Origin of the sequence: Bradyrhizobium sp., from assembly GCF_019244115.1 — a bacterium.
Lineage (GTDB): Bacteria > Pseudomonadota > Alphaproteobacteria > Rhizobiales > Xanthobacteraceae > Bradyrhizobium.
Genome location: NZ_JAFATE010000492.1, coordinates 1 through 11,354, shown reverse-complemented (window position 1 = coordinate 11,354; position 11,354 = coordinate 1). Strand labels below are relative to the sequence as shown.

16 protein-coding genes are annotated in these 11,354 nt (G+C 64.1%); 7 read left to right on the top strand and 9 right to left on the bottom strand.

Annotated elements, in window-relative coordinates:
* The 4 genes from JOZ76_RS21580 to JOZ76_RS21565 all read right to left on the bottom strand — a co-directional run.
* A partial coding sequence (locus tag JOZ76_RS21580; protein ID WP_291701650.1) for an MFS transporter occupies positions 1–639 on the bottom strand: 639 nt, incomplete at its 3' end.
* Complete coding sequence (locus JOZ76_RS21575; RefSeq protein ID WP_291701648.1) at positions 636–1,793, bottom strand: HlyD family secretion protein; 1,158 nt, start codon at positions 1,791–1,793, stop codon at positions 636–638. The genes JOZ76_RS21580 and JOZ76_RS21575, both read right to left, overlap by 4 nt.
* A gap of 164 nt (positions 1,794–1,957) precedes the next feature.
* A complete protein-coding gene (locus JOZ76_RS21570; RefSeq protein ID WP_291701645.1) occupies positions 1,958–3,049 on the bottom strand; it encodes a sensor histidine kinase in 1,092 nt (363 codons plus the stop codon).
* Positions 3,050–3,074: 25 nt separating this feature from the next.
* Positions 3,075–3,812: a Crp/Fnr family transcriptional regulator gene (locus JOZ76_RS21565; protein WP_291701643.1), complete on the bottom strand. Its 738-nt coding sequence runs from the start codon at positions 3,810–3,812 to the stop codon at positions 3,075–3,077.
* Between the two features lie 133 nt (positions 3,813–3,945).
* Here JOZ76_RS21565 and JOZ76_RS21560 point away from each other — a divergent pair, with 133 nt between their 5' ends.
* Both JOZ76_RS21560 and JOZ76_RS21555 read left to right on the top strand, forming a co-directional pair.
* A complete protein-coding gene (locus tag JOZ76_RS21560) occupies positions 3,946–4,320 on the top strand; it encodes a response regulator (protein ID WP_291701642.1) in 375 nt (124 codons plus the stop codon).
* Positions 4,321–4,411: 91 nt separating this feature from the next.
* Complete coding sequence (locus JOZ76_RS21555; protein ID WP_291701640.1) at positions 4,412–4,669, top strand: hypothetical protein; 258 nt, start codon at positions 4,412–4,414, stop codon at positions 4,667–4,669.
* A 133-nt stretch (positions 4,670–4,802) separates the two neighbouring features.
* Here JOZ76_RS21555 and JOZ76_RS21550 read toward each other — a convergent pair whose 3' ends face one another.
* A complete protein-coding gene (locus JOZ76_RS21550) occupies positions 4,803–5,174 on the bottom strand; it encodes a PRC-barrel domain-containing protein (protein WP_291701652.1) in 372 nt (123 codons plus the stop codon).
* A gap of 143 nt (positions 5,175–5,317) precedes the next feature.
* Here JOZ76_RS21550 and JOZ76_RS21545 point away from each other — a divergent pair, with 143 nt between their 5' ends.
* Positions 5,318–5,584: a hypothetical protein gene (locus tag JOZ76_RS21545; protein ID WP_291701638.1), complete on the top strand. Its 267-nt coding sequence runs from the start codon at positions 5,318–5,320 to the stop codon at positions 5,582–5,584.
* A gap of 35 nt (positions 5,585–5,619) precedes the next feature.
* Here JOZ76_RS21545 and JOZ76_RS21540 read toward each other — a convergent pair whose 3' ends face one another.
* Positions 5,620–5,799 carry a hypothetical protein gene (locus JOZ76_RS21540; RefSeq protein WP_291701636.1) on the bottom strand — a complete coding sequence of 60 codons (180 nt, stop codon included), beginning with the start codon at positions 5,797–5,799 and terminating at the stop codon, positions 5,620–5,622.
* A gap of 65 nt (positions 5,800–5,864) precedes the next feature.
* The gene (locus JOZ76_RS21535) at positions 5,865–6,083 is read right to left on the bottom strand and encodes a DUF6894 family protein (RefSeq protein WP_291701634.1); all 219 of its coding nucleotides are present in this window, start codon (positions 6,081–6,083) and stop codon (positions 5,865–5,867) included.
* A gap of 220 nt (positions 6,084–6,303) precedes the next feature.
* On the opposite strand from JOZ76_RS21535, the gene JOZ76_RS21530 reads away from it, so the two are divergent.
* From JOZ76_RS21530 to JOZ76_RS21520, 3 genes are all read left to right on the top strand, one after another.
* On the top strand, positions 6,304–6,555 hold the full coding sequence (locus JOZ76_RS21530; protein ID WP_291701632.1) for a hypothetical protein: 252 nt from the start codon (positions 6,304–6,306) through the stop codon (positions 6,553–6,555).
* Positions 6,556–6,657: 102 nt separating this feature from the next.
* Positions 6,658–7,656: an SDR family oxidoreductase gene (locus JOZ76_RS21525; RefSeq protein ID WP_291701630.1), complete on the top strand. Its 999-nt coding sequence runs from the start codon at positions 6,658–6,660 to the stop codon at positions 7,654–7,656.
* A gap of 237 nt (positions 7,657–7,893) precedes the next feature.
* Positions 7,894–8,100 (top strand): hypothetical protein, encoded by a 207-nt coding sequence (locus JOZ76_RS21520; protein ID WP_291701629.1) that lies wholly within the window; start codon positions 7,894–7,896, stop codon positions 8,098–8,100.
* A 90-nt stretch (positions 8,101–8,190) separates the two neighbouring features.
* Here the strand turns inward: JOZ76_RS21520 and JOZ76_RS21515 are convergent, their stop codons facing one another.
* Both JOZ76_RS21515 and JOZ76_RS21510 read right to left on the bottom strand, forming a co-directional pair.
* Positions 8,191–8,358 carry a hypothetical protein gene (locus tag JOZ76_RS21515; protein WP_291701626.1) on the bottom strand — a complete coding sequence of 56 codons (168 nt, stop codon included), beginning with the start codon at positions 8,356–8,358 and terminating at the stop codon, positions 8,191–8,193.
* Entirely contained in the window at positions 8,355–8,543 is a 189-nt protein-coding gene (locus JOZ76_RS21510; RefSeq protein WP_291701624.1) for a hypothetical protein, read from the bottom strand. Before JOZ76_RS21510 ends, JOZ76_RS21515 begins: the two co-directional genes overlap by 4 nt.
* 389 nt (positions 8,544–8,932) lie before the next feature.
* Between JOZ76_RS21510 and JOZ76_RS21505 the strand changes: the two genes are divergently transcribed.
* On the top strand, positions 8,933–11,354 hold a 2,422-nt coding region (locus JOZ76_RS21505; RefSeq protein WP_441300068.1), incomplete at its 3' end, for a HAMP domain-containing protein.

Sequence of the window (11,354 nt, the reverse complement as noted above, 5' to 3'; positions counted from 1 at the left end):
CGCCCGCTCCTCCTCGGCGCCCGACGGCTCTTTGACCAATGTCCCCACCAGGAACAAGGACAACAGGCCCATCGGCACATTGATGAGGAACACCCAGTGCCAGGAATAGGTGTCGCTGATCCAGCCGCCGAGCGTCGGCCCGATCACCGGCGCGACAACCACCGCGATGCCATAGATCGCAAAGGCCTGGCCGCGTTTGGCAGGCGGAAAGGAATCGGCGAGGATGGCCTGCTCGGAGGTCGCCATGCCGCCGCCGCCGATGCCCTGCAGGATGCGAAACAGCACCAGCGCCTCCAGGCTCCAGGCAAAGCCACACAGCAGCGAGGCGAATGCAAAGGTCGCGACGCAGATCATGTAGAACCGCTTGCGGCCGATCACGGTGGAGAGCCAGCCCGAAATCGACAGCACCACGGCATTGGCGACCAGGTAGCTGGTGATGACATAGGTGCTCTCGTCGAGCCCGACCGCCAGGCTGCCGGCAATGTAGCGCAGCGCGACGTTGGCGATGGTCGTGTCCAAAACCTCCATGAAGGTCGCGATCGAGACCACGAAGGCGATCAGATAGGGATTGTGCCCGCCGGCGGCGGACCGCTCCGGCGACCAGCCGCCCGCGGCGCCGTCATGCACCGCGTCGGTCATCGGACCCTGACCCAGGGCACGACCGACATGCCGGGGCCGATGGGAAGGTCGGCCGGCCAGTCATCGATCATGATCTTCACCGGGACGCGCTGCACCACCTTGACGAAGTTGCCGGTGGCGTTTTCCGCGGGCAGCAGGCTGAAGGCGGTGCCGGAACCAGGCTGGACGGAATCGACACGGCCAGTGAGCTTGCGGCCCGGATAGGCATCGATGCGCAGCTCGACCTGCTGGCCCGGGCGCATGTCTCTGAGCTGTGTCTCCTTGTAGTTGGCGACCACCCAGACCTCGTCGGGCACGAACATCATCAGGCTCTGGCCTGATGTGGCGAAGGTGCCGACCGCGCCGGACAGCTTGACCACGCGGCCGGACTGGGCCGCGGTGAGCTGCGTATATTGCAGATTGAGCCTCGCCTGATCGAGCTGGGCCTGCGCCTGCTGCAGCGAGGCTCGCGCGCTCGCGAGCTGCGCCTCGAGCGTCTTCACGCCGAGTTCGGCGGCGACGAGTGCGGCCTTGGTCCGCGCCGTGTTGGCCTGCTGCCCCAGAAGGTCGGAGTGCGTCTGCTGCTCGCGCTGCACGGTGCCCGCGCCCTTGTCGACCAGATCCTTGGCGCGGCTCTCCTCCTGCTCGGCGAATTTCAGTTGGGCCTCGGCCTGATCGACCTGGGCCTTGGCCTGATCGACCTGCTGATGCTGGCTGTCGATCTGCGCCTGGACGTTGCCGATATTGGCCTCCGCCACCGCGACCTGCGCCTGCGCCTGATCGAGGGCGATCTTGTAGTCGCGATCGTCGATGCGCACGAGCAGATCGCCGGCCTTGACGTGCTGGTTGTCGCTGACCGGCACCTCGGTGACATAGCCGCCGACCTTGGGAGCGATCGAGAAGCTGCGCGCGGCGACGTAGGCATCATCGGTGCTCTCGAAATTGCGGATCGCGAGCCAATAGGCGAGGCCGCCGATTGCCGCGATCAGCAGCACGCAAGCCGCGACGGTCGCGAGCAGCCAGTGTTCGCGGAGCCGCTCGCGCAGCGATGGCGGCGGCTTTCCGCCGGCATCCTTCGGCCGCTCTCCGGCGCCGTGCTGCTTGTCCGCCGGCAATTGTTCTGGGCGCTGCGCGGGCCGCGGCTTGTCGGCGCGCTCATTGGTCCTGGCATCCAATTGTGCATATCCCGGTTGTGGCTGACGACCCGCGACAACGAGGCGGTCGGAGGCTAATCGAGCGGGATGCACGGTGGTTCCCGACATCGCGGCTGATTGATCGAACCGGCGGGAACTGGCAGGCCACAGCATCCGTCGCCCTGCGGCGTCCGCAATCTACGGGCTCATGACGCGTTGGTTGCGAGCGGGAAGCTGATATTGCAGCGGAAACCGAGCGGCGCAAATGTCCGCGCCACCGTCGCGCCGAGATCGTAAGGCAGCGTCCGCAGCAGCAGCACGGTGCCAAAGCCTTCACGCATCTGCGCCACGCGGCGGCCGGTCATGCCGCTTTCAATCCAATCGAGCGAGAGCCATGCCTCGCCCCGCCCTGTCTCCTGCTGCCACACCACCTCGACATGGCCGCCCGCCACCGCAAGCGCGCCGTGCTTGACCGCATTGGTGGCAAGTTCGTGAATCGCGAGGCCGATGCTTTCGGCCGCTTTCGGCTGCAAACGCACCGGCGGCCCGCGCAACGTGAACTGCTCGCCCTCGCGGGCGACGCAGGCGCGGAGTTCCTCAGCGATCAGTTCTGCCAGATCAAAGCCCGCGAGCGGATCGCGGGTCAGCGCCACCTGCACGCGCGAGAACGCCCCGATCCGCCCGTCGAGATGGCCGGCGAAGTCCTCGACCGTCTCACTCGAGTCCGCGGTGCGCCGGGCGATCGAACGGATGACGGCCAGAGTGTTGCGCACCCGGTGCTGCAATTCGGCGAGTAGCCGCTCGCGGTAGTGCACGGCCGATTTGAGCTCGGTGATGTCACGAACGATGCCGCCGATCCGCTGCACGCAACCACCTTGGTCCAGCATCGGAAAGACATTGCTGCGCAACCATCTGAGCTCGCCATTGCGCATGACGCGATATTCGAAGCTGACCCGCTCGCCGGCGCGCGCGCGGAAGATGCAGTCATACGCATGCGTGCGATCGTCGGGCACGATCAGGTCCATCCATTGCAGCAGACCATCCCGCGCCAGCGCGGCCTCGCGCGGCAGGCCGAAGGTGTGCTCGAACGCCGGGCTGAGATATTCCCATCGCATCGTCTCGGCATTCCGGATCCACAACACGTCGGAGGAGGCTTCCGCAAACTGGCGAAAGCGGGCTTCGCTCTCCACCAGGGCCGCATCGCGGTTGAGCGTATCAGTGTCGGTCGCAACCGTGAGGGCAGCCCCGATTCCGCCGCTCCTCCCCGTCTCCAGCGCGTCGGCTTCGTGCTGGCCCATGAGCGCTTCCCCAGATCGGCTTGCTCTATTCATTGGAGTCGAGATGGCGGCCCTCGCGGTCCATGTGCAGATAGTTCGGGTTGAACAACCCGGCATTCATGAGCCGATCCAGGCTCGGGACCGTGAGCGACTTGCCCTTCAGCACGATGAGTTCGGCCGAACGCAGCTCCTGGAGCGTGCGGTTGACATGAACCTTCGACAGCCCGGTGGCATCGGCCAGATCGGACTGGGTCAGGGGAAACTCGCAGCCGTTGTCATGAGTCAATCCGGCCATCTGGAGGCGAAGAAAGATTTCGCAGAGCAGATGCGCCATGCGCTCGAACGCCGTGCGCTGCCCGAGACTCATGGTCCATTCGCGCTGAATGGCGGAATTGACCAGGCTTTCCCACCAGAAGGCGGTGGCAATCCGGGGATAGCCGGCAGTGATTTCGCCGAAGAACTCGCGGGACAGGTCAGCGATCGTGACCGACGTGATCGTGCCGATCGAATGATCCATCTCGCGCAGGATGAAGACGTTGAGATCGCAGATGTCGCCGGGCAGGAAGAACGAGACGATCTGTCGCCGCCCGTCCTCCAATTGCTTGTAGCGGCAGGCCCAGCCGGCGAGGATAAGGTTTACGCTCTTCGGCCGCTCGCCTTCGCGCACGATATCGAGCCGCGGCCCGAGATTGCGCACGCGCTCGGCCGCAGCCCGGCTCAGAACGGCGCGGTCCGCGGGTGATAACCGGACGAAATGCTCAAGCTTTCGAACAAGGTGTCCCAATGGAAGTGTCCCAATAGATGGTATCTCCCATTCTCTTTTGTCGGGGGTCCGTTCAGACAAGTTCAATAACTTATGTTATGTTCCATGCAGTTGAGCTGGCTTTACCCAGTCTCCTCGTTTGGGCGTTTCACTGATGCCGCTGGACGAAGGCATACTCGCAGGGCGCCGGATATTAATCGTGGAGGACGAATATTTCCTCGCGGATGATCTCAGGCAGATTCTGCATGAGCACCACGCGGAAACGCTTGGTCCGGCGTCGACGATTGCCAATGCGTTGACGCTCATCAACACCGGCGGCCGGATCGATTGCGCGGTGCTGGACCTCAACCTGCGAGGCCAGGTGGCGTACCCGATTTCCGCCGCGCTGCATCAACGCAGGATCCCGTTCGTTTTTGCCACCGGCTACGGCGGCGCGCAGATCCCGCAAGAATTCGCCGATGTCCCGCGGCTGGAAAAGCCGTTCGACCGCTCGAGGCTCGTCTCTGCCCTCGAATCCATTCTCGCCTGACCCAGTCGCACGTCAACGCCCAGTCCCGGGAACGGAAATCCCCCCGGGCGTGTTGGATCGCGGGCGACAGGGATTCGAAAAGGAGGACACCATGAGCCTACTCGGCAAGACCCTCGCGAGCGCCGCGCTCGGCGCCGGCCTATTGGCGGGATCCGCGGTGAGCGCGTCGGCGGCGATCGTCTGCAGCGGCAATGTGTGCTGGCACACCCATGAGACCTATACCTATCCGTCGGATGCCAAAGTCATCATTCACGAGGACAACTGGCGCGCAGGCCCCGAGGAGAAGTACGTGTTCCGCGAGCATGAGGGCCGTGGCTATTGGCGCGAAGACAAATGGACCGAGTGGTAGGCGAACCTCAATCGCAAACCTGAGCAGAGGCCGCCGTTCGGCGGCCTCTGCTGCGTTCTCGTTCGCAGAACAAGCTGGCCCTCCCCGGCGAAGTGGCCGCCCTGCGGCTCACACAGCCGGACAGCTCCGGGCCTCACACCACCGGCACGCCGTAGTAATCATCGAGCGCACGGTTGCGCGCAGTATCGCTCCAGTTCCAGTCGCTGTCGTCGTGATATTTCGGAGCGCTGCGAAGCTGGTTCTCGGTCACGCCGGTCCGGTAGCCGCCGAGCCGGGTGTCGTATTTCAGCGATTGCCAGGGCAGCGGATAATGATCGTTGCCGAGACCCAGGAAGCCGCCGAAACCGAGAACCGCATAGGAAATCCGACCGCTGATCTTGTCGATCATGACACGCTCGATCGAACCGATCTTGCTGTCGTCGGCACCATAGACCGCGGTGCCCTCGACCTTGTCGCTGCCGATCAGATTGCCGGTTTCACGCTTGTCCAATTCCTGACTTTGCATCGCCATGTTGCTTTCCTCCGTATCAAGGGGATGAACCCAGCCAACACGTCGTGCGCGCAACAGTTCCAGCGACAACCCACCGCGGCAAAAACGAGGAACCGCAACCACGTTCCGGCGTTCATTCAGTTTGGAGTTCACAAGCCATGTCGAGTCGTTTCAGTAACAACTCCGCTGAGTTCGGTGACGGTGCTTCGCTGTTGATGGCGAACGCAATCCAGATCGCGCTGAACTATCTGCAACGCTCCGGAGAAATGGACGACTACACGGAGACCTGCGAGTTCCTCGCGGACAAGGTCGAGGCGATGATCAGGCAGGGTCAGCGCAACCGCCTCGTACTGGCCAATCGGGCCATCTCGGCCTTTCAGCATTACCGGAACGCACGAACCATCGAGCCGCCGCTGGCCGGCTGAGATCTCCTGCAGCGCATCGGACGCCGGGTGTGGCGTCAGTCCGAGTTTCGATGGTTTCTCTTTCTTTCGGCCTCCGTCATTTTGGGATCGCGCGTCGCCTCGCGCGAGATCGCGTTGTCACTGTCCGGCCGATGCACCGTCTGCGCCCGCTTCTTGTCGGCGGGCTGATCTTCGCCACGCTGGTCCCTGACGATACCCTGGGTCGGGTGCTTCATTGGCGTGTTCTCCGGTGTGGGTTCTGGCGCGTGCGTCGATGGAGCAGCGGGACGTGGCATGAAATCTAGTGAATGATCTCGAACGGCAGGCGGCAGATCTCGTCGCCGTCCTGATTGGTGACCAGAATGGAGTAGTGGCGGCTTTTCAGTTCAGGCCGCTCGTCCAGGATCCGGCGCGCCAGCGCGTCCGCGGAATCGATCGCCTCGATGTCATCGGTCAACTCGGCACCCCCCTGATCCGTGATCGTCTTGGTGTTCACCAGGTCGAAGTGATAGCGCGGCATCGTGCTCTCCGGGCCGGCGGTACCGGGCCCCGGCGTCGCTGCGCGCCAGGGCCCATCCATACCGCAACCGCTACCCCGAGGGGATCGGGCAGCGGCAGCAAAGATCTCTACGCGCCACGACCGCGAATGTTCCAAATCCTGCCACATATCAAAGGTTAACGACGCGCGCATGAGGTCACGCTAACTTTGGTGTATAATCGCATTCGAGCGGGAGGGCGCCATGATCGAGGGGACATTCGATTCGCGTACGCTTGCACGGATGAACCTGGCGCTCGAGCGCGTCTGCCAGACCGTGGTTGGCGGCGAAGCGCATTCGGTCCGCAAGCGAGTGGCCAGGCGGATCATCAAATGCGCGCGCAGCGGCAAGACCACTGTTGAGGAACTGACGAACGCCGGCGAGCGCGCCGTGATGCGCTTTACGCGTTCGCAGCGAACCTCCTTGTCTGGCGATGCCGGACGTCTCGCCAGCTGAAGAGCTCCGTCCCGGCTCCATTTTTTCTCGCTGTTCGGCAATCCGCTTAGGAAACGTCTGGCTGCTGCGTTGTTGGTCCTGCCTGAACAGATGGAGAAGCAAATGGCGGACAAGCTGGATACTTCGCTGTCCCGCAGGCAGCTCGTGGGCGCCGGCGCGACACTGGCGGCAACCGCGCTTGCTTCCCCGGCAGCAAAAGGAAACGAGGGCATGGCAGCTCGGGAGCTCAGCGATCCCACTCAGAAATATCCGAAGCCACCATTCAAGCAGCAGTCGCAACCATGGCCGGGCCTCGCCAGCCAGATGGAGCCGCGTCCCGATCATGGCGAGCAGAGTTATCGCGGCTCCGGCAGGCTCGGGGGCCGCAAGGCCCTGATCACCGGCGGCGATTCGGGGATGGGCCGCGCCGCGGCCATTGCATTCGCGCGCGAAGGCGCCGATGTCGCAATCAGCTATTTCCCGACCGAAGAACCTGATGCCCGGGAGGTGATTGCTCTCATCGAGCAGGACGGGCGCACCGCGCTGGCGCTGCCCGGCGATATCAGGGACGAGAAATTCTGCGCGGAGCTGGTCCGCCGCGCAGTGGAAGGGCTCGGCGGCCTGGACATCGTCGTCAGCAATGCCGCCCGTCAGCAGGCGCGCGAATCCATTCTCGACCTGTCCAACGAGGATTTTGACGCGACCATCAAGACCAACATCTACGCGCCATTCTGGATCATCAAGGCGGCACTGCCGCATCTGAAGCCGGGATCGGCCATCATCGGCACGACATCCGAACAGGCCTATGATCCCTCACCCGAGCTCTATGACTATGCCCAGACCAAGGCGGCGACGATGAACTATGTCAAGTCGCTCGCCAAGCAGCTCGGTCCGAAGGGCATCCGCGTCAACGGCGTCGCGCCGGGTCCGATCTGGACGCCGCTCCAGGTCTCGGGTGGGGCGCCCATGGACAAGCTGGCGAAGTTTGGCGGCCAGACGCCGCTCGGACGCCCCGGGCAACCAGCCGAACTCGCGTCGATCTACGTGCAGCTGGCCGCGGCCGACGCGAGTTACGCAACCGGTCAGGTCTATGGCGCATCGGGCGGCGCCGGTCAGCCCTGATCGATGGACTCTCAGTTGACCCGTAGCGTCCTGCTCCTGCGCATCTGACCGGTGTCCATCCAAGATGCGTGCGGGCACAAAAGTCTGATTATCTGATCGCGCCTCGGCTGGCAGAAATTCGCCTCGCATAAAAATCGCGACTTGCATAACCTATGACACTGACGCACCGCCGGTGACACTGACATGATCTGCCGACTTCGGGGTCACCATCATATCCTTTGGCAGACGGGAATGAGGATGGAAAGCAATCGGTCTCCGCTCGAACTGCAGGCCGCCGATGCATTGCGAAGGGCGAGACGACTGCCGGTCGGCGCGGAGCGCAACGACTTGCGTCAGCTTGCGACGGGGCTGCTCTGGCTGCACCGCCGCGGCATGGAGGCGCTGGTCGAGAATCGCCGCGTTATGATTCGCGAGCTGCCGCATGCCGAGGCTCTGGAAGCCTAGCACAGCCGTTTGGGACCAATCGTCCGTGCCGTGCGACTCGCGGCAAAAGCCTTCAGGACATTTGCGATCGACAAGCCGTCGCAACCAATCTCATAGTCTCGCCGCTGGCGGCGAGCTTCGATAAGGCGCTGTTCGAAGTTCCGAGAACGGCGGCCCGGACCCCTCCAGTCTCACCTGCCGCATCGTGGTCAGCGCCGCGATCGCCGAGGCGGCGGCGAACGCGATCAGGATGACGATCAGGATCTTTCGCGCTCTCATGCGGCCAGGCTCGGCGCTTCGGGCAACGGGGAGATCTTGCCGTCGAGCCAGTCCTGCTCATGCGCGAGCGCAGTCCATGCCCGGGCCATTCGCCCGTAGCGCCGCGCCGCGGGCGAGCCCTCCGCGCCCTCGGCCAGTTCCAGGCAGTTTTCCGCGTGTTCCCGCAGGATGTCGGATTGCTTCATGACTGGAAGTTGGTGACAACCGTCCGAAATACAATCAAGGCTTACCAAAGTTAATACCGCTGAAGTCGCGGCTCTGGCTCCCGCAAATGCCGCCCTATCCCCGGCAGGAGCGCGAAAAGGTTGGCAGAGGAACTATTTGAGGGCCACGGCGTTGACGTTCTTAGGCTGAGGCGTGTGCACCGCAAAAAAGGTTGTGGCGCGCGCGATGTAACATGTGTGGCAAGGTGCCTGGATTCGGGTTGGCCGAAAGGGTGCCCGGAGTGGGGGGATTTTTCATGAGCGATGTCGATCCTGGCGCAGCTTCGCCTGCCGTCTGGCCTGCCAAGAATAAGAACAACGGCCAGCCAAGGCCAGATCCGCGGCAGGATCTGCTGCATGCGCTCCAGGCGATGCGAAGCGGCGACTTTTCCGTACGCATGACCGGCGACCATCTCGGGATCGACGGCAAGATCGCCGATACGTTCAACGAAATCATCGCGGCCAATGAGCGGATGGCGCAGCAGCTGGAGCGGGTGGGCCAGGTCGTTGGGCGCGAAGGCAAGACCCGGCAGCGTGTCCGGTTCAGCCTCGCCAGCGGCTCCTGGGCCGATATGGAGAGCTCGGTCAATACCCTGATCGACGATCTGCTCTGGCCGACCCGCGAAGTCACCCGGGCGGTCGCGGCCGTTGCGCAGGGCGATCTGTTGCAGACGGTTAAACTCGACGTCGATGGCCGCCCGCTCGGCGGCGAGTTTTTGCAATCGGCCAACATCGTCAACACGATGATCAAGCAGCTCGGCGTGTTCACCTCGGAGGTGACGCGCGTGGCGCGCGAGGTCGGCACCGAAGGCAAGCTCGGCGGCCAGGCCCAGGTCCCGGAAGTGACCGGCGTGTGGAAGGACCTGACCGAGAGCGTCAATTCGATGGCCAACAACCTGACCGGCCAGGTCCGCAATATCGCCGAGGTGACCATCGCGGTCGCCAACGGCGACCTCTCCAAGAAGATCACGGTCGACGTCCGCGGTGAGATTTTGCAGCTGAAGGAGGCCATCAACACGATGGTCGATCAGCTGCGATCCTTCGCGTCCGAAGTGACCCGCGTCGCCCGCGAGGTCGGCACTGACGGCAAGCTCGGCGGCCAGGCCATCGTGCCGGGCGTCGCCGGCACCTGGAAGGACCTGACCGATTCCGTGAACGCGATGTGCGGCAACCTGACCGCCCAGGTCCGCAACATCGCCAACGTGACCACCGCGGTGGCGCGCGGCGACCTGTCGCGAAAAATCACGGTCGACGTGCGCGGCGAGATTTTGGAGCTGAAGGACACCATCAACACGATGGTCGACCAGCTCAACTCGTTCGCCTCGGAAGTCACCCGCGTGGCGCGCGAGGTCGGCACCGAGGGCAAGCTCGGCGGCCAGGCCCAGGTGCCTGGTGTGGCCGGTACCTGGAAGGACCTGACCGACAGCGTCAACTTCATGGCCTCCAACCTGACTGCGCAGGTCCGCAACATCGCCGACGTCGCGACGGCGATTGCCGGCGGCGATCTGTCGAAGAAGATCACCGTGAACGTGTCAGGCGAAATCCTTCAGCTGAAGGAAACGCTGAACACGATGGTCGACCAGCTCAACGCCTTTGCCGGCGAAGTGACGCGCGTCGCGCGCGAAGTCGGCACCGAGGGCCGGCTCGGCGGCCAGGCCAACGTGCTCGGCGTCGCCGGCACCTGGAAAGACCTGACCGAGAGCGTCAACTCGATGGCCTCGAACCTGACCGCGCAGGTTCGCAACATCGCGGAGGTGACCACCGCGGTCGCCAATGGCGACCTGTCCAAGAAGATCACGGTCGACGTCCGCGGCGAAATTCTGGAGCTGAAGGATACCATCAACACCATGGTGGACCAGCTCAACGCCTTTGCCGGCGAGGTGACCCGCGTCGCGCGCGAAGTCGGCACCGAAGGCAAGCTCGGCGGCCAGGCGCTGGTGCGCGGCGTCGCCGGCACCTGGAAGGACCTCACCGACAGCGTCAACTCGATGGCGTCCAACCTGACCGGTCAGGTCCGCAACATCGCCGAGGTCGCAACCGCGGTGGCCAAGGGCGACCTGTCCAAGAAGATCACCGTCAACGTGTCGGGCGCAATCCTGCAATTGAAGGAAACGCTCAACACCATGGTCGACCAGCTCAACGCCTTCGCCGGCGAGGTGACGCGCGTCGCCCGCGAGGTCGGCACCGAGGGCAAGCTCGGCGGCCAGGCCGCGGTGCCGGGCGTCGCCGGCACCTGGAAGGACTTGACCGACAGCGTCAACTCGATGGCCGGCAACCTGACCGCACAGGTGCGCAACATCGCCGAGGTGACCACGGCCGTGGCAGGCGGCGACCTGTCGCGCAAGATCACCGTCGACGTGCGCGGCGAGATCCTCGAGCTGAAGAACACCATCAACACCATGGTGGACCAGCTCAACGCGTTTGCCGGCGAGGTGACGCGCGTCGCGCGCGAGGTCGGCACCGAAGGCAAGCTCGGCGGTCAGGCGGTCGTGCGCGGCGTCGGCGGCACATGGAAGGACTTGACCGACTCCGTTAACTCGATGGCGTCGAACCTCACAGGACAGGTGCGCAACATCGCCGAGGTGACGACGGCGGTCGCGGGCGGGGATTTGTCGAAGAAGATCACCGTCGAGGTGCGCGGCGAGATTCTCGAGCTCAAGAACACGATCAACATCATGGTCGATCAGCTCAATGCGTTCGCCGGCGAGGTGACGCGCGTTGCGCGCGAAGTCGGCACCGAAGGCAAGCTCGGCGGCCAGGCGGTCGTGCGCGGCGTCGGCGGCACCTGGAAGG